Raw genomic sequence first — 16,076 nt, 5'->3', positions numbered from 1 at the left:
CCGGCCGTCAAGAGGCGAACGGCGGGACTTGCGGACTTAGCTTACTAGCATGCTAGCATCGGTTCGTGGGCGATGAAGACGTCAAGCAGTTCAACGTGTACCTGCCGATCGGGTTGATCCGGCAGGTCAAGCACCGAGCCATCGAGACGGAGCAGTCGCTCTCGGCGCTCGTCGCCGACGCGCTGCGCGTCTACCTCGCCGAAACGACCGCCGAAGAGGAGCACTGACATGACGACCGAGGGCATCGAGGCGCTGTACCTGGAGACCCACAACTGGGGCAAGGCGGCCAAGTTCTTCCAGGCGCTGGGGTACGAGCTCGAGTTCGCGACCGACCACAACTCCGGGCAGCTGCGCAACGGCGACGGCCCCTGGCTGTTCATCGCCGAGGTGCCGGAAAGCCAGGAGCCCCGCACGCAGATCGTGTTCAAGGTCCCCGACGCGGAGGCGTTCCAGGCCGGCGAAATCGTCGAGGTGGTCACCCCGTTCGAGGAAACCCATTACGGGACCAGGGAAATGACCGTCCGCGACCCGGACGGGCGGACGTGGACGCTGTCGGCGCCGGGGAAGCCCTGACGTGGCCGCGCCGGACAGCACGGCGGTGCGGACCGCCCTGTGGCGGGCCCTGCACGTCGAGGTCGATCCGCCGCCCCACGTGTTCGCCGACGAGTTCGGCCTGCGGCTGGCCGACCCGGGCGACGGCTGGCGGGACCGCGCCGACATGGACCCGGCCACCGCCGGCCGCTACCGGGCCGGCATGGTGGCCCGGGCCCGGTTCGTCGAGGACCTCGTCACCGAGCAGGCCGCTGATGGCGTCGGCCAGTACGTGATCCTCGGGGCCGGGCTGGACACTTTCGCCCAGCGCCGCCCGGAAATCGCCGCCCGCCTGCGGGTGTTCGAAGTGGACCAGCCGGGCCCGCAGGCCTGGAAACGCGCCCGCCTGGCCGAACTCGGCTGGGGGGTGCCGGACTGGCTGCACCTGGTCCCGGTCGACTTCGAGACGGCGTCGTGGTGGGACCGGCTCGCGGCCGCGGGCTTCGCCCCGGACGAACCGGCGGTCGTCGCCTCCACCGGCGTCAGCATGTATCTCACGAAGGAAGCGAACGCGGCCACCCTGCGCCGGATCGCCGGGTTCGCCCCGGGTTCCACACTGGCGATGACGTTCATGCTGCCGGCCGAGCTCCTCGACGAGGACGAACGCGCGCGGCACCGCGCCACCGCGAGCCGGGCGAAGGCGGCCGGGACGCCGTTCGTCAGCTCCTTCTCCTCCGGGGAAATGCTGGCCATGGCTCGCGAAGCCGGGTTCCGGAACGCCACGCACGTTTCCGGCGCGGAACTGAACGAGCGTTACTTCGCGGGTCGCGCCGACGGGCTCCGCGTCATCCCGGGTGAGGAATTCCTCGTCGCTACGGCTTAGGCAGCTGTCCGAGGTAGGCCCGCAGCATCGTCTTGACCGGCTCCAGGAGTTCGGGGGCGCCGTCGCCGCGGAACACCTCCTGGATCACCGCGTCCGCGGCGAGGAACGCCGTGCGGCACGCCACCGCGGCCGCGTAATCGTCGCGCAGGAGGTGCTGCGCGACGAGGACGCGGTGCACCCCGGTGGCCATCACGCGCTTGTGCGCGCGGTCGGCTTCCCGGGTTCCGTCGGTGAGCCCGCGGCCGAACCAGAGTGCGCGGAACCCGGGTTCCGCGCGGTAGAGCCCGGCGAAGGCGTCGACGAGCAGGCCGACGGGATCCGCCCACGCCTCCCCCGCCGCCTGCTCGGCGAACGAGTCCATGAGCTCTTCCAGGCGAGTGAGGTAGAGCTCGCCGAGTGCTTCGGTGATGGCGTCGCGGTCCGGCAGATATTGGTACAGCGCGCCCACCGAGACGCCGGCCTCGGCGGCGACGCGGGTCGTCGTCAGCGCTTCGACGCCGTCCTCGGCGAGCAGCCGGTCGGCGGCCGCGAGCACCTTGGCCAGCTTCTCCCGCGAACGCGCCTGGCGTGGCACCCGGCGCAGCCGGCTCTCCGTCATCCGCTCCCCAAACCTGAACGTGACTTTGATTCTGGTTTATTCTAGCCTCGGCGCATGACAGTCGCGAGTTCAACGCTCGACGAGGCACGGCGGTCGGTGGCGAGGGCCTGTCACGGCCTCGCGGGCGAAGGCCTGCTCATCGGCAGCGCGGGCAACGTGAGCGTCCGGGTGGGCGAGCACGTGGCGGTGACCGCGACCGGGGTCGTGCTGGGCCAGGCCACGGCCGACGACGTCATCGTCGTCGACCTGGACGGCGAAGTGGTCGCCGGCGAGCGGGTCCCGACCTCGGAACTCGAGCTGCACCTGGGGATCTACCGGCGCTACGGCGCGGGCGCGGTGGTGCACACCCACTCGCCGCAGGCGACCGCGGTGTCCCTGGTGCTCGACGAGCTGCCGTGCGTGCACTACCAGCAGCTGGCCCTCGGCGGTGCGATCCGGGTCGCGCCGTTCGCCGTCTTCGGGTCCTCCGAGCTGGCCGCGGAAACCCTCACGGCGCTCGAAGGCAAAGCCGCGGCACTGCTGGCCAACCACGGCGCGGTCACCCACGGCCCGACCCTCGAAGCCGCGGTCGACAACGCGCTGCTGCTGGAGTGGGCGTGCGGGCTGTACGTGCGGGCCGCGACGCTCGGCGCGCCGCGGGTCCTGGACCACGAGCAGCAGGACGCCGTCGTCGCCGCGGCCGTGCGCCGGGGGTACGGCCGATGACGCAGACGGTCGTCACCCTCGGGGCGCACGTGTTCGACGTGCAGGTCCGGCCGGTCGAAGCCATCCCGGAGGGCCAGGGCGCAGCCCTGGTCGAGCAGATCCGGTTCGGACCGGCGGGCACGGCCGCGGGCACCGCGGTCACGCTGGCCAAGCTGGGGGCGACGGTCCGCACCGCGGGCGCCGTCGGCGCCGACCCGATCGGCGACCTGCTGCTGGCGATGCTCGCCCGCCACGGCGTCGACACGACCCTGGTGCTGCGCCGCGAGGGCGTCCAGACGTCGGCTTCGGTGCTGCCGATCCGCCCCGACGGCAGCCGGCCCGCCTTCCACGTGCCGGGCGCGAACCTGACGTACGAGCCTTCGGACGCGCCCCTCGACGAGATCGCCGGCGCGACCCACTTGCACCTGGGCGGCCCCGAGCTGATGGGCGGCGAGAAAGCGGCGAAGATCCTCGCCCCGGCGCGCGCGGCCGGCGTGGTGACGTCGGCCGACCTCCTCGCCCCCGGAAACCCCGGGGTACTCGCCTGGCTCGCCCCGGCACTGTCCTTTCTGGACTATTTGCTGCCCAACGAAGACCAGGTGCTCGGACTGACCGGCGCCACCACGCTCGAAGACGGCGCCCGCGCGCTGCTGGAGCGGGGCGTCGGCTGCGTCGCGGTCACGCGGGAAGCGCGCGGCGCGTTGGTGGTGACGGCGGAGGAGACGATCGCGGTGCCCGCGTTCGCGGTCCCGGTGGTGGACACAACCGGCTGCGGGGACGCGTTTTCGGCGGGCTTCCTCCGCGGCATCGGGCTGGGCCGGTCCCTCCGGGACGCCGCCGTGCTCGGCTGCGCGGCCGCCGCCCTGGTGGCCCAGGGCCTCGGCAGCGACCACGGCGAGTTCGACCTCGCGGCGGCGGACGCCTTCGCCGCCGCCACGCCGGTCCTCGAGGTGACCTGAGCCGCCCGCAGCGTCATGAACGACTCTTTCCTGTCGTCCGGTGACAGGAAAGAGTCGTTCACGACATCAGGTGATCGGGTCGGGCGAGTCAGGCGCGGCCGAGGAGTTTCGAAGTCAGGCCCTTGCGGCGCAACGGCAACCGCCCGGCGACCGCGTCTTCCAGCAACGCCCCCACCGTCTCGCGGGCACACGTCTTGTTCGCGCCGATGCCGCCGGTCGGGCCGCGCTTGATCCAGCCCGCCACGTACGTCCCCGGGGCGACCCGGCCGGCCACGTTCGGGACCGTTCCCGTGTCCTCGTCGAACGGCAGGCCCGGCACCGGTGCCCCGCGGAAACCCGCCGCCCGGACGACCCGGCTCGCCGCGATCTCGACGTCACCCGCCGGCCCCGAAGCGGCCACTCCACGAACCTCGGTGTCGCCGCGGAAGGCGATCGGCGCCGAGTGGAAACGCAGGACCACGCGGCGGCGGCCGTCCGGGGGTGGAGCGGACCAGTCCACGCGCTCGCGCGGTACTCCCCGCAGCCACGCTGCCTTCTCCCCCGTCCAGTCGATCGCCGAGGCGATGCGCGGGTCGTGCGCGTCCACCACCAGGTCGCCGCGGGCGGCCAGCGCCAGCAGCTCCGGACGGGTGTAGGCCGCCGTCTCCGGACCGCGCCGGGCCAGCAGGACCACCTCGCGCACCTTGCTCGAGCGCAGCCGGGCCAGCGCACCCGGCGCGATCGGTGTCCCCGCCAAGGAATCCGGGTCGGCGGTGAGGATGCGGGCGATGTCGAGGGCGACGTTGCCGGCACCCACGACGACCACCCGCTCCGCCGAGAGGTCGACGGCGGCGACGTCCGGGTGGCCGTTGTACCAGCCGACGACGGTGGCGGCCGGGAGGCTGCCGGGCAGGTCCTCGCCCGGCAGTCCGAGCCGCCGGGCCTCCGTCGCCCCGACCGCGTGGATCACCGCGTCGTGCCGGTCGGCCAGTCCGGGACCGGCCGCAACGCCGAGCCGCAGCCGCAGCCGCGGGTGGTCGTGGAACCGGGCGAACGTCTCGGCGATCTTCTTCGTCGCCGGGTGATCGGGTGCGACGCCGTAGCGGATCAGGCCGCCGGCCACCGGCAGGCGGTCGATCAGCGTGACGCGCGCATTGGTGTGCAGCAACAGGTCTTCGACCGCGTACATGCCCGCCGGCCCGCTGCCGACGACGGCGACGTCCAGTGGCGCGAAGTCGCTCGGGAGGACCCGGGTGAACGACGGCGGCGCCCACTGGTGGAAGTTCGGCCCGACCGAAGCCAACACGTCCCGGCCCGCGTAGTACTCCGCGTTGATGTCCTCGTAGGCCCGCATCGGCCCGGTCAGGGCACCGGCCGGGAAGATCGCGTCGACCGGGCAGGCGTCGGCGCAGGCACCGCAGTCGATGCACGCGTCCGGGTCGACGTACAGCAGGTCGGTGTGCCCGAAGTCCGGCTCGTCCGGCGTCGGGTGGATGCAGTTGACCGGGCAGACGGACACACACGACGCGTCGGCGCAGCAGGTCTGGGTGATCGCGAAAGCCATCTCAGATCAGGTTCGCGCGCTGGTAGAACCACAGCGACGGCTTGGTGAGCAGCCCCGCGGAGTGCAGGAACTCCATCAGCCCGGAGCAGCTCGAGCGCAGCATCGACTTGTGGTGCTCGTTGGCCTTCGCCTCGCGCCGCGCCCGCTTGCCGTCGAGCCCGGCGTTCTCGTAGACCTCGGCGTTCACCATGCTCGTGACGATGAAGTACGACGCGATCGCGACGACCAGTGCGGTGAGCTGCCGCCGCAACCACCCGGCGCCGTCGAGCCGCGCGCGGGTCTCCTCGCGGGCGAACTTCATGTGCCGGGACTCCTCGACGACGTGGATGTTGTTGATGGTGCGCACGAACGGCACCACGCGCTCGTCGCGCATCCAGTCCCGCTGCATGACGTCGAGGACCTCTTCGGCGACGAGGATCGCCGCGTAGGCGGCCTCGCCGCTCGCGGTCGCCTTGAAGACCCGGCCCAGCTCGACGACGAACCGGCGCGGCCGGTACGCGGGCGCGCGCAGCTTCGCCGCGCCGCGGGCGAACATGATCGAGTGCCGGCATTCGTCGGCGATTTCGGTCAGCGCCCACTGGAACGCCGGGTCGGTGGGGTCCTTGGCGTAGAAGTCGCGCAGCACCATCTGCTGCAGGATCATTTCGAACCAGATCCCGGTGCTGGCCACCGACGCCGCCTCTTGGCGGGTCAGCTCTCGCTGCTGCTCGGGTGTCATGTCCGCCCAGTAGGCGGTGCCGTAGAGCGTGCTCCACTCCGGGCTCGCGCCGTGGTAACCGGTGTCGAGCGGCGTCTCCCAGTCGACCTCTTTGACCGGGTCGTAGGACAGCTGCTCCGAAGAGTCGAGCAGGCGCCGCGCCACCGTCTCCCGGTCCGCCACGCCCGGTTCGCCGATGCTCGTCATGACCGACCTCCGTGTCAGGTGTTACCGCAGTTCACTGTTACCAACCGTAACACATACTTGGTGACCCGTCCCGGGGCGATCGCCGCGTCCTGTCGTACCGTCCGGAGTGGACACGGCGAACAGGGGAGACGAATGCTCACGCACCGGACCGTCGAGGTCGGCGGGCTCCGCATGCACATCGCCGAGCAGGGCACCGGCCCGCTGGTGCTGCTGCTGCACGGCTGGCCGGAGACTTCGCACTCGTGGCGGCACCAGCTGGGCCCGCTGGCCGACGCCGGCTACCACGTCGTGGCGCCGGACCAGCGCGGCTACGGCCGCACCGGCAGTCCCGCCGACGCCGGCCAGTACACGCTGCTGCACCTCGTCGGCGACGTCGTCGGGCTGATCCACGCCCTCGGCGAACGGGAGGCGATCGTGGTCGGCCACGACTGGGGTGCCCCCGTCGCGTGGCACACCGCGCTGCTGCGCCCGGACGTGGTGCGCGGCGTCGCCGGCATCAGCGTGCCGCCGTCGGTCCGCGCGCCCGAACCGCCGCTGAGCCTGCTGCGCCGTCAGCTCGGCGACGGCTTCTACCAGATCTACTTCCAGCGGCCCGGCGTCGCCGAAGCGGAGTTCGGCGCCGACCTGCGCACGACGTTCCGCAAGCTGCTCGGCGGCACCGGCGGCGCTCCGGTCGTCCGGGACGGCGAAGGCTTCCTCGACCGGTTCACGGACCCGGAGCCGCTGCCGTCCTGGCTGAGCGACGAGGACATCGACGTCGCCGTGGAGTCGTTCGGCCGCTCCGGGTTCACCGGCGGGCTGAACTGGTACCGCAACATCGACCGCAACTGGGAGCTGCTGGCGGCGTGGCAGGGCAAGCCGATCACCCCGCCCGCCTTCTACCTCTGCGGCGACGGGGACATCACCCGCGCGTTCACCGACCCGAGCCGCATCCCGGAAGCGCGACCGACCTGCGTGGCGTCGTCGACGTCCCGGACGCCGGCCACTGGGTCCAGATGGAACGCCCCGATGAGGTCAACACCGCGCTGCTGGAGTTCTTCAAGCAGCTCTGAGTGTCAGCGCCGGGGGTCGATGTGGATCTTCGGTCCCGGGCCGCCGGCCCGCTCCCCGGCGAGCACGGCACCGACCTGGTCCAGGCCGACGGTCGCGGCGACGAGCGGGCGCGGGTCGACGGCCCCGCTGCCGTAGGCGGTGATGGTGTCGGCCAGCCCCGGGGACGCCGAGAGGACACCGACCGCGGTGACGTCCTTCAGCACCAGTTCGCGGCTGTCGAGGAGGCTGGGCCGGCCGGACAGTCCGATGTAGACGACCCGGCCGGCCGGTTCCACGAGGTCCACGGCGAGCGCGGGCAGGTCGGCGGCCCCGCCGGCGTCGACGACGGCGTCGAAGGGCAGGTCCGGGAGCGTCTCCCGGGTCCAGGCACCGGGGAAACCGAGGCCGCCGGCGAAGGCGAGAGAGCCGTCGTCGAGGCCCATCAGGTGCACTTCAGCACCCGCCGCGCGCAGGAAGAGGGCCGTCAGCAGCCCGATCGTCCCCGGCCCGAGGACGAGGGCGCGGTCTCCGGCGCCGACGCCGGCCGCCCGCGCCGCGCGCAACGCGTTGCCGCCCGGTTCGACCAGGGCGCCGAGCACGGCGTCGACCGCGTCGGGGAGCGCGTGCAGTGACCACGCGGGCACCGCGAGCCGCTCGGCCAGCGCGCCGTGCCGGCCGCCGCGGATCCCGACCTCCTGGCGTTGTTCGCAGGTGTGCTGGTGGCCCTTCCGGCACCGGCGGCACGTCCGGTCGCCGAGCATGGTGTCGCCCATGACCCGGCGGCCGAGCCAGCCGGGGTCCACGCCGTCGCCGACGGCGGAGACCGTGCCCGCCCATTCGTGGCCGAGCCGCATCGGGTACGCGGCGTGTCCCTGGTGCAGGTAGGTCATCGCGCCGGTGAAGAACTCGACGTCGGTGCCGCACACGCCGGCCCGCTCGACGTCGACGACGACCTCACCCGGGGCGGCCTCCGGCACGGGGACTTCCTGCACCGCGCCTTCCCGCGGCCCGGTGAGGACGAAGGCCCGCATCGTCGAAGACATGCTCGCATCCTCGCATCCCGCTGCTTTCCGAACAGTTGCTATTTTCTTGACACCTGTTCATCATCGACCGGATGGACGCCGACTGGACGACCGAGGCCCCCGCCAAGGACCGGCGGGTGCGCCGCTCGCGTGCCGCGCTGATGCGGGCCGCCGTCGGCCTCGTCGGCGACCGGGGCACCGCCGCCGTCCCCGTCTCCGACATCGCCGAGACCGCGGACGTCAGCCGGCAGGTGCTCTACCAGCAGTTCGGCGACCGCGACGCGCTGCTCCTCGAGGCCGCGCTGGACCTCGTGCGGCGGGAGCTGCTCAAGGGGCCGCTCGACGGGCTGTCCGGGGCGGGCCCCGGCGACGAACGGGCCTCGATGCTGGCACTCGCCCGGCACTTCGCGGCCCACCGGCGGTTCTACCGGGCCCTGCTCACCAGTTCGTCCGCGTTCGCGCTCAACCAGGCACTGACCGGCGTGTTCCTGCCGCACAACCGGGAGAGCATCGTCCGCCTGCTCGGCGACCGGCTCGGGCGCCAGGGCGTCGAGGACCTCGCCACCTTCCTGACCGGCGGGGCCGGCGCGCTCGTCAACACCTGGGTGATCGAAGGGCCCGAGCCCCTGGACCCGGAGGAGTTCACCGATCGGCTGATGGAGATCCGGTCGGTCGTCACGGACATGATCACGAAGGAGTCCCGCCGGTGAACCCGATCAGTCACCTCCTCGAACGCCTGCTGAAGCTGCCTACGCCGGGTACCCGGCACCTCGTCGTCCAGCGAGACCTGCGCGTCGCGATGCCCGACGGCGCCGAACTGCTCGCCGACCGGTGGGTGCCGCGCGCGGGCGGGGACGGGCTTCCGACGGCGCTGATGCGCAGTCCGTACGGCCGCAAGGGCCTGTTCGGCGCGCTCCTGGCCCGGCCACTGGCGGAACGCGGCTTCCAGGTGCTGGTGCAGAGCACCCGCGGCGGCTTCGGGTCCGGTGGCGTCTTCGACCCGCTGCGGCAGGAGCGGGAGGACGGCCTCGCGACGCTGGACTGGGTCGTGAAGCAGCCGTGGTTCGGCGACGCGATGGTGCTCCTCGGCCCCAGCTACCTCGGTTACGTGCAGTGGGCGGTGGCCGATCGCCTGCCACCGCAGGTGAAGGCGATCGTCCCGCAGGTCACGGAGTCCGGGCTGACGCTGGAGTTCCTGCGGGAGGACGGCCTTTCGCTGGAGACGCCGTTCGGCTGGGGCGTCCAGGTCGCGGTCCAGGAGCGGCGCTTCGCCCTTCTGCGCCAGCGCGGCCAGGCGAAGAAGCTGATCCAGGCGCTGAACACGCTGCCGCTCGCGCAGGCCGACGTCGTCGCCATCGGGCACCGCTCGGACTACATCCAGGACGTCCTCGCCCACCCGGCGGACCACCCGCGCTGGGCCGACATCGACCACCGCAAGCGGGTCGCCGACGTCACCGTCCCGGTCAGCTCGATCGCCGGCTGGTACGACATCTTCCTGCCCGGGCAGCTGCGCGACTTCCGGACGCTGCAGGACGCGGGACGGCGGCCGCGGCTCACGGTCGGGCCGTGGACCCACGCCGGCCGCTCCGACCTGCTCGAGAGCACGGGCCAGACGCTCCGGGAAACCCTCGAGTTCGGGCTCGCGCACGCCCGCGGCGAGGAACCGCCGGAGCGGGCGCCGGTCCGGCTGTTCGTCATGGGCGAGGAAGCCTGGCGCGACTTCGCTTCGTGGCCTCCGGAAGGCTATGCGCCGCAACGCTTTCACCTGCGTTCCGGCGGCACGCTGTCCCCTGACGCGCCCGGTGAGTCCGCGCCCGACCGCTATCGCTACGACCCGGCGGACCCGACCCCGGCGGCCGGTGGCGTGCGCATGGCCCCCGACGCCGGCCGGGCGGACAACGCGGCGCTGGAAGCCCGCGCCGACGTCCTCACCTACACCACGGCCGTGCTCGACGACGACGTGGAAGTCATCGGCGACGTGAGCGCGGAGATCTTCTTCCGCTCGAGCCTGCGGTTCGCCGACGTCTTCGTCCGGCTCTGCGACGTCGACCCGGAGGGCCGTTCGGTCAACGTCTGCGACGGCCTCACCAGCCTGCGGAACGCGGACGAGCCGGCCGCCGTCGCCGTGCGGCTTTGGCCGACCGCGCACCGGTTCCGGCGCGGCCACCGCATCCGGGTCCAGGTCTCCAGCGGCGCTTTCCCGCGCTACGCCCGCAACCCCGGCACCGGCGAACCCCACGCCACCGCGGTCACGCTGCGCGCCGCGGACCAGGAGGTGCACCACGACCCGGACCGACCGTCGGCAATCACCCTCCCGGTGCGCCGCTCCCCGGCCTGACCCGCGCGGCCAAAGCCGTGAATGGCACATTGAGGGACTCTACGTCTCTCAATGTGCCATTCACGGACTTGCGATGTCCGCGGGGTCCGGGAAGAGCAGGGCCGTTCCGTGGGCGCGCTTGAAGTAGAGGTGCGCGTCGTGTTCCCAGGTGATCGCGATGCCGCCGTGGAGCTGGATCATCTCCGCCACCGTGTGGGCGAACGCCTCGCCGCACACCACCTTTGCCGCCGAGACGGCCTCCGGGTCGCCGTCCACCAAAGCCGCGTACAGGGCGGAGCGGGCCGCTTCGACGTGGACGTGCACGTCGGCCATCCGATGCTTCAGTGCCTGGAACGACCCGATCGGGCGACCGAACTGACGGCGTTGTTTCGTGTACTCCACTGTCAGTTCCAGCGCGCGGGCCGCCGCGCCGACCTGTTCGGCGGCGACGGCGATCACCGCCGTGGCGCGCAGCTGCCGCAGCTGCTCGGTGAACCCGCCGAGGTCGAGCCGCCGCGCCGGCGTCGACGCGAAGTCCACGACGGCGAGCCGCCGCGTCGGGTCGAGGCTGGTGACGCGCTCCCGGCGGAGGCCTTCGACGGGCACTTCGTACAGGCCCGTCCCGTCCGGGGTGCGGGCCACGGCCAGGAGGACGTCCGCGATGTCGCCGTCCAGGACGTAGTGGGCGCATCCGTCGAGGCCCGCGGCCGACGCCGTCAAAGAAACCTGACCGTCCACATCGGACCAGGCCAGCGCGGCGAGCGTCGTTCCCGCGGCGATGCCCGGCAGCAGCCGCTCGCAGGCTTCGTCGTTCCCGGTGCGGAGCAAGGCTTCGCCGCAGAGGACCGCCGAACCCAGCATCGGCGCGGGGGTGAGGGTCCGGCCGAGCTCCGCGAGCACGACGCACACCTCGGCCAGACCGGCGCCCGCGCCGCCGTAGTGGTCCGGGATCGCGAGGGCGGCGACGCCGATCTGCTCGCACAGCGTCGACCACAGCTTGTCGTCGTACCCCAGGGGCGAGTCCATCGCCGCCCGCACCGCCTCGGGCCCGGACCGGCGCGTCAGCAGGGCCCGGACGGCGTCCCGCAGCGCCCGGCTTTCCTCGGTGTCCATCGGGTCCGTCATCGCAGGACCCGTGCCCGGTGGAACGAACCGGTCCCCCAGGCCCCGGCCAGGGCCCGCACCTTCGTCAGCCGCAGCCCGAGGTCGTGCTCGGCGGTGTAGCCGATGGCGCCGTGCACCTGCAGGGCGGTCCGCGCGGCGAGAGAGGCGGCGTCCCCGGCCATGACCTTCGCCGCCGAGACGTCGCGGGCGAAGGTCTCCCCGGCCAGTGCCGCGCCGTAGAGCAGCGGGCGGGCGAGTTCGAGCTGGGTGACGACGTCGGCGAGGAGGTGCTTGACCGCCTGGTACTCGCCGATGGCCCGGCCGTACTGGTGGCGCTGTTTCGCGTACGCCACCGAGGTGTCGAGGAGCCATTGCCCCGCGCCGAGGAGCTGGGCCGCGACGGCGAGGACACCGCGGTCGAACGCGGCCGGCGCCGCGGGCGGGCGGGCCGTGCCGGTGACCCGGAACAGCCGCCGCGCGGGGTCGATCGAGCGGACAGGCTCGGTCTCGGGGTCGGTGATCTCCCCGGCGGTCAGGTCGAAGACCACGCCGGCGACGTCGGCGTCCAGGGCGAGGGGCACTTCCGGTGGTGCGACGACCGTGGCGAGGAGGTCACCCTCGGCGAGCGCGGCCAGCCGGTCGCCGGTGAGCACCGAAGGCGCGACGACGGCCGTCTCGACCAGCGGTCCGGGCACGGCGTGGTAGCCGAGGGCTTCGAACGCGACCACGGCGTCGACCGGCGAACCGCCGAGGCCGCCGTGCTCCTCGGCGACCAGCAGGGCCGGGACGCCGAGTTCGGCGAGCCCGCGCCAGAGCTTGAGCCCGCGGCCGTGGTCCCCGGCCGCCCAGGCCCTGGCGGCCGCCGCGGTGTCCGCGCCGGCGAGGAAGTCGTGCAGGGACGCGGAGAACTGGCGCTGTTCCGGGGACAGCTGGAACTTCATCGGCGCTCCCTCGGGAGTTTCAGCAGCCGTTCGGCGATGGTGTTGCGCTGGATCTGGTCGGTGCCGCCGTAGATCGGGCCGGCGAGGGAGAACAGGTAGCCGTCCACCCAGCCGCGATCGGTCTCGCCTTCCGGACCGAGCACGTCCAGGGCGGTCTCGTGAAGTTCGACGTCCAGCTGCGACCAGAACAGCTTGTTGACACTCGACTCCGGGCCCAGCTCGCCGCCGTCGGCGAGGCGGCTCACCGTCCCGAACGTGTAGAGCTGGTAGGCCCGGGCCCCGATCCAGGCGTCCGCCACCCGGTCCTGTGTGGACAGTGGTTCGCCGTGCGAACGCCAGAGGCCGACCAGGCGGCCGGCCGCGGCGAGGAACCGGCCGGGACTGCGCAGCGACAGGCCACGCTCGTTGTTGGCGGTCGTCATCGCGACCCGCCAGCCTTGGCCGACCTCCCCGATCACGTCCGCGTCGGGCACGAACACGTCGTCGAAGAAGATCTCCGCGAACCCGGGTTCGCCGTCCAGCTGCGGGATCGGCCGGACGGTGACTCCCTCGGCCTTCAGATCGGCCATGAAGTACGTCAGGCCGTGGTGCCGTTGCGCGGAAGGGTCGGTGCGGAACAGGCCGAACGCGCGATCGGCGAAGGTCGCCCGCGAACTCCACGTCTTCTGCCCCGACAGCAGCCACCCGCCGTCGGTGCGGACCGCCGTGCTGCGCAACGCGGCGATGTCGCTGCCCGCCTCCGGCTCCGACCACGCCTGCGCCCACACCTGCTCACCGGTCGCCATCGGCGGCAGAATCCGGTCACGTTGCTCCTGCGTGCCGTGCGCGAACAACGTCGGCCCGAGCATGAAGATCCCGTTCTGGCTCACCCGGCCCGGCGCACCCGCCGCGTAGTACTCCTCTTCGAACAGCAGCCACTGCAGCATCGACGCGTCCCGGCCGTGGTACTCGCGCGGCCAGGAGACCACCGACCAGCGCGCTTTCGCCAGTTCGGCTTCCCACTCGCGGTGCGCCGCGAACCCCTCGGCGGTGTCCATCGACGGCAACGACCGGACATGCGAAGCGAGCCATTCCCGGGCCTCGTCACGGAAGGCGGCGGACGCCTCGTCGATGTCGAGGTCCATCACGCCCCCTTGTTCGCGTCACGCATCGACCGCGCCGACTGCCCACCCAGCGAGTCCGCCGAGGTCTCCGCGTTGTGCGCGTGCGCCAGATGGTGCAATCCGAACACCGAGTCCATCCCGGACCGCATCCCCATCAGGTCTTCGGCCTGGTTGACGGCCTTCTTCGCCAGCGCCAGCCCGAACGACGGCATCCCGCTGATCTTCCCGGCCAGTTCCAGGGTGTGCTGTTCCAGCTCGGCCCGGGGCACGATCCGGTTGATCATCCCCCATTCCTTCGCCTGCTGAACCGTGAACCGCTCCCCGGTGAACAGGACCTCCTTGGCCGCGCGCGGCCCGAGCACCCACGGGTGCGCGAAGTACTCCACCCCCGGGATCCCCATCCGCACCACCGGATCGGCGAAGAACGCGTCTTCCGAAGCGACGACGAGATCGCAGACCCAGGCGAGCATCAACCCGCCCGCGATGCAGGCACCCTGAATGCTCGCGATCATCGGCTTCGGGATCTCCCGCCAGCGGCGGCACATGCCCAGATACACTTCGGACTCGCGGGCGAACCGCTGATCACCACCCGCGCGGTCGGTGTGGTCCCACCACATCACCGCGCGCCGGTCGAAGGTGACGTCCACATCGCGCCCCGGCGTGCCGATGTCGTGCCCGGCGGAAAAGTGCTTGCCCGCCCCGGCCAGCACGATGACCTTGACCTCGGGATCGTTCACCGCGTCCGTGAAAGCGTCATCCAGGGCATAGGTCATCGCCGAGTTCTGGGCGTTGCGGTAGTCCGGGCGGTTCATCGTCACCACCGCGACCGGCCCGCGCCGCTCCGACCGGACCACCGGTTCACTCATGCCTTCTCCTCACTGAGCACGCGCTTCAGCACCTTGCCGGAAGCGTTGCGGGGCAGCTCGTCCAGGAACTCGACGTACCGCGGGGTCTTGTAGTTGGCGAGCCGCTCGCGGCAGAAGGCGAGAACCGTCTCTTCGGTCAGCCCCGCGCCGACGACGAAGGCCTTGCCGACCTCGCCGAGCCGCTCGTCCGGGACGCCGATGACGGCGGCGTCGCGGACGCCGTCCAGCTCGACGAGGGCGTGTTCGACCTCGGCCGGGTAGACGTTGAAGCCGCCGCTGATGTACATGTCCTTGAGCCGGTCGGTGATCGTCAGGTTGCCTTCGGCGTCGAGCTCGCCGACGTCGCCGGTGTGCAGCCAGCCGTCCTCGTCCACGGCCTTCGCGGTGGCTTCCGGGTCGTCGAGGTAGCCGAGCATCACGTTCGGCCCGCGGACCACGATCTCCCCCGGCGAGCCCTGGATCGCCACTTCGAAGCCCGCGGTCGCCCGGCCGGACGTCCGGGCCACCAGCTCGGCGTCGTCGCCCGGGCGGCACATCGTCACCACCACCGCTTCGGTGAGGCCGTAGCCGGTGAGGACGATTTCGAAGCCCAGCTCGGACCGCATCCGGCGCACGAGTGAGGCGGGCACCGTGGCCGCTCCCGTGACGGCCAGCCGCAACGACGAGAGGTCGCCCTTGCGCGGCTCGTGCAGCAGGGACTGGAAGACCGCCGGCGCGCCCGGCAGCACGGAGATCCGCTCCCGCTCGATCGTCTTCAGCGCCGCGCGGACGTCGAACACCGCCTGCGGGACGAGCGTCGCGCCGGTCAGCAAGCCCACCACGATGCCGGCCTTGTAGCCGAAGCTGTGGAAGAACGGGTTGATCACCAGATACCGGTCGTCGGCGGTGACCTGCCCGCAGTCCGCCCACGCCGTGGCGACGTCGACCACCTGGCGGTGGGCCGACAGTACGCCTTTGGAGCGGCCCGACGTCCCGGAGGTGAACAGGATGTCGCTCACGTCGTCCGGCCCGACTGCGTCCGCCCGCGCTTCGGCCTCCGCTTCCGGGACCTGCGTGGCCAGGGCCAGGAACTCGTCCCAGCCCAGGGTGCCCTCGACCGGCCGGTGGGGCTGTTCGAGGGACACCCGGACGACGATGCCGAGGTCCGGCAGCTCGGCCCCGGTCTCCCGGATCGCGGCGTGGCGGTCGGCACCGAGGAAGTCCGCGGCCACGACGAGGGCTCTGGCCCGGCCGCGGACCAGCAGGTCCACGGTCTCGGCGGCGGTGAACCGCGTGTTGACCGGGATCAGCGTCGCGCCCGCGTAAAGCGCGCCGAGCGCGGAGAGGACCCAGTGGTGGGTGTTGGGGAGGGTGATCGCGACCCGGTCACCCGGCCGGACGCCGCCCGCGGCGAACGCGCGGGCGACCGTCCGAACACGTTCCAGAAGCTGGTCGTACCCGAGTCGCACGGCGCCGTCGACCAGGGCTTCCGCGGAGCCGAACTTCGCGGCGGCATCCCGGACGACGGCCGGGATCGTGGTTTGTCCCACCATACCCTCCTCTGGACCGGCAAACTAGAACGTGTTCTCATTACCCTAGGTGCCGGACCG

16 protein-coding genes and 1 pseudogene are annotated in these 16,076 nt (G+C 72.2%); 8 read left to right on the top strand and 9 right to left on the bottom strand.

The annotated features are described in order from the left end of the window. Positions 1-65 precede the first annotated feature (65 nt). The 3 genes from A3CE_RS0145920 to A3CE_RS0145910 are packed head-to-tail and all read left to right on the top strand — an operon-like array spanning position 66 to position 1,414. Positions 66-227: a hypothetical protein gene (locus tag A3CE_RS0145920; RefSeq protein ID WP_020646873.1), complete on the top strand. Its 162-nt coding sequence runs from the start codon at positions 66-68 to the stop codon at positions 225-227. Position 228: 1 nt separating this feature from the next. After that, positions 229-573 carry a VOC family protein gene (locus A3CE_RS0145915; RefSeq protein ID WP_020646872.1) on the top strand — a complete coding sequence of 115 codons (345 nt, stop codon included), beginning with the start codon at positions 229-231 and terminating at the stop codon, positions 571-573. 1 nt (position 574) lies between these two features. After that, positions 575-1,414: a class I SAM-dependent methyltransferase gene (locus tag A3CE_RS0145910; protein WP_020646871.1), complete on the top strand. Its 840-nt coding sequence runs from the start codon at positions 575-577 to the stop codon at positions 1,412-1,414. On the opposite strand, the gene A3CE_RS0145905 is transcribed toward A3CE_RS0145910, so the two are convergent. Beyond that, on the bottom strand, positions 1,404-2,012 hold the full coding sequence (locus A3CE_RS0145905) for a TetR/AcrR family transcriptional regulator (protein WP_020646870.1): 609 nt from the start codon (positions 2,010-2,012) through the stop codon (positions 1,404-1,406). The two genes, A3CE_RS0145910 and A3CE_RS0145905, sit on opposite strands and share 11 nt — an antisense overlap. A 54-nt stretch (positions 2,013-2,066) precedes the next feature. Here A3CE_RS0145905 and A3CE_RS0145900 point away from each other — a divergent pair, with 54 nt between their 5' ends. Next, on the top strand, positions 2,067-2,717 hold the full coding sequence (locus A3CE_RS0145900; protein ID WP_026469508.1) for a class II aldolase/adducin family protein: 651 nt from the start codon (positions 2,067-2,069) through the stop codon (positions 2,715-2,717). Continuing rightward, entirely contained in the window at positions 2,714-3,655 is a 942-nt protein-coding gene (locus A3CE_RS0145895) for a carbohydrate kinase family protein (protein WP_020646868.1), read from the top strand. The genes A3CE_RS0145900 and A3CE_RS0145895 overlap by 4 nt, the downstream gene beginning before the upstream one ends. Positions 3,656-3,743: 88 nt before the next feature. Here A3CE_RS0145895 and A3CE_RS0145890 read toward each other — a convergent pair whose 3' ends face one another. Both A3CE_RS0145890 and A3CE_RS0145885 read right to left on the bottom strand, forming a co-directional pair. Next, positions 3,744-5,198 carry an FAD-dependent oxidoreductase gene (locus A3CE_RS0145890; protein WP_020646867.1) on the bottom strand — a complete coding sequence of 485 codons (1,455 nt, stop codon included), beginning with the start codon at positions 5,196-5,198 and terminating at the stop codon, positions 3,744-3,746. Between the two features lies 1 nt (position 5,199). Continuing rightward, positions 5,200-6,102 carry an AurF N-oxygenase family protein gene (locus A3CE_RS0145885; protein ID WP_020646866.1) on the bottom strand — a complete coding sequence of 301 codons (903 nt, stop codon included), beginning with the start codon at positions 6,100-6,102 and terminating at the stop codon, positions 5,200-5,202. Between the two features lie 132 nt (positions 6,103-6,234). Here A3CE_RS0145885 and A3CE_RS52865 point away from each other — a divergent pair. Next, positions 6,235-6,951 (top strand): annotated as a pseudogene (locus A3CE_RS52865) (alpha/beta fold hydrolase); the annotation flags it as partial. Between the two features lie 206 nt (positions 6,952-7,157). Here A3CE_RS52865 and A3CE_RS0145875 read toward each other — a convergent pair. Beyond that, positions 7,158-8,177, bottom strand: a complete 1,020-nt coding sequence (locus A3CE_RS0145875) for a zinc-dependent alcohol dehydrogenase (protein WP_026469507.1) — start codon at positions 8,175-8,177, stop codon at positions 7,158-7,160. Positions 8,178-8,248: 71 nt separating this feature from the next. Between A3CE_RS0145875 and A3CE_RS0145870 the strand changes: the two genes are divergently transcribed. Then, entirely contained in the window at positions 8,249-8,866 is a 618-nt protein-coding gene (locus tag A3CE_RS0145870; RefSeq protein WP_020646864.1) for a TetR/AcrR family transcriptional regulator, read from the top strand. Next, complete coding sequence (locus A3CE_RS0145865) at positions 8,863-10,494, top strand: CocE/NonD family hydrolase (protein WP_020646863.1); 1,632 nt, start codon at positions 8,863-8,865, stop codon at positions 10,492-10,494. The genes A3CE_RS0145870 and A3CE_RS0145865 overlap by 4 nt, the downstream gene beginning before the upstream one ends. A 60-nt stretch (positions 10,495-10,554) precedes the next feature. On the opposite strand, the gene A3CE_RS0145860 is transcribed toward A3CE_RS0145865, so the two are convergent. From A3CE_RS0145860 to A3CE_RS0145840, 5 genes are read right to left on the bottom strand one after another with little or no spacing between them, the layout of a single operon-like run. Beyond that, a complete protein-coding gene (locus A3CE_RS0145860; protein WP_020646862.1) occupies positions 10,555-11,598 on the bottom strand; it encodes an acyl-CoA dehydrogenase family protein in 1,044 nt (347 codons plus the stop codon). Beyond that, positions 11,595-12,518, bottom strand: a complete 924-nt coding sequence (locus A3CE_RS0145855) for an acyl-CoA dehydrogenase family protein (protein WP_020646861.1) — start codon at positions 12,516-12,518, stop codon at positions 11,595-11,597. The genes A3CE_RS0145860 and A3CE_RS0145855 overlap by 4 nt, the downstream gene beginning before the upstream one ends. Continuing rightward, complete coding sequence (locus tag A3CE_RS0145850) at positions 12,515-13,642, bottom strand: acyl-CoA dehydrogenase family protein (protein ID WP_020646860.1); 1,128 nt, start codon at positions 13,640-13,642, stop codon at positions 12,515-12,517. The genes A3CE_RS0145855 and A3CE_RS0145850 overlap by 4 nt, the downstream gene beginning before the upstream one ends. After that, positions 13,642-14,487, bottom strand: a complete 846-nt coding sequence (locus A3CE_RS0145845) for an enoyl-CoA hydratase (protein ID WP_020646859.1) — start codon at positions 14,485-14,487, stop codon at positions 13,642-13,644. The genes A3CE_RS0145850 and A3CE_RS0145845 overlap by 1 nt, the downstream gene beginning before the upstream one ends. Beyond that, positions 14,484-16,016, bottom strand: coding sequence for a FadD3 family acyl-CoA ligase (locus A3CE_RS0145840; RefSeq protein ID WP_051183988.1), 1,533 nt, complete (start codon positions 16,014-16,016; stop codon positions 14,484-14,486). Before A3CE_RS0145840 ends, A3CE_RS0145845 begins: the two co-directional genes overlap by 4 nt. Positions 16,017-16,076: the final 60 nt, after the last annotated feature.

The organism is Amycolatopsis balhimycina FH 1894 (assembly GCF_000384295.1).
Taxonomy (GTDB): Bacteria; Actinomycetota; Actinomycetes; order Mycobacteriales; family Pseudonocardiaceae; genus Amycolatopsis; species Amycolatopsis balhimycina.
The sequence above is the reverse complement of the archived record's forward strand: the minus strand, read 5'-3'. Positions and strand labels throughout refer to the sequence as shown.

Bases quoted from the DNA above. Each gene is read 5' to 3' on its own strand.
- A3CE_RS0145885 (WP_020646866.1), bottom strand. From the start codon at position 6,102: ATGACGAGCATCGGCGAACCGGGCGTGGCGGACCGGGAGACGGTGGCG.
- A3CE_RS0145905 (WP_020646870.1), bottom strand. From the start codon at position 2,012: ATGACGGAGAGCCGGCTGCGCCGGGTGCCACGCCAGGCGCGTTCGCGG.
- A3CE_RS0145895 (WP_020646868.1), top strand. From the start codon at position 2,714: ATGACGCAGACGGTCGTCACCCTCGGGGCGCACGTGTTCGACGTGCAG.
- A3CE_RS0145890 (WP_020646867.1), bottom strand. From the start codon at position 5,198: ATGGCTTTCGCGATCACCCAGACCTGCTGCGCCGACGCGTCGTGTGTG.
- A3CE_RS0145915 (WP_020646872.1), top strand. From the start codon at position 229: ATGACGACCGAGGGCATCGAGGCGCTGTACCTGGAGACCCACAACTGG.
- A3CE_RS0145845 (WP_020646859.1), bottom strand. From the start codon at position 14,487: ATGAGTGAACCGGTGGTCCGGTCGGAGCGGCGCGGGCCGGTCGCGGTG.
- A3CE_RS0145900 (WP_026469508.1), top strand. From the start codon at position 2,067: ATGACAGTCGCGAGTTCAACGCTCGACGAGGCACGGCGGTCGGTGGCG.
- A3CE_RS0145870 (WP_020646864.1), top strand. From the start codon at position 8,249: ATGGACGCCGACTGGACGACCGAGGCCCCCGCCAAGGACCGGCGGGTG.
- A3CE_RS0145850 (WP_020646860.1), bottom strand. From the start codon at position 13,642: ATGGACCTCGACATCGACGAGGCGTCCGCCGCCTTCCGTGACGAGGCC.
- A3CE_RS0145855 (WP_020646861.1), bottom strand. From the start codon at position 12,518: ATGAAGTTCCAGCTGTCCCCGGAACAGCGCCAGTTCTCCGCGTCCCTG.
- A3CE_RS0145875 (WP_026469507.1), bottom strand. From the start codon at position 8,177: ATGTCTTCGACGATGCGGGCCTTCGTCCTCACCGGGCCGCGGGAAGGC.
- A3CE_RS0145860 (WP_020646862.1), bottom strand. From the start codon at position 11,598: ATGACGGACCCGATGGACACCGAGGAAAGCCGGGCGCTGCGGGACGCC.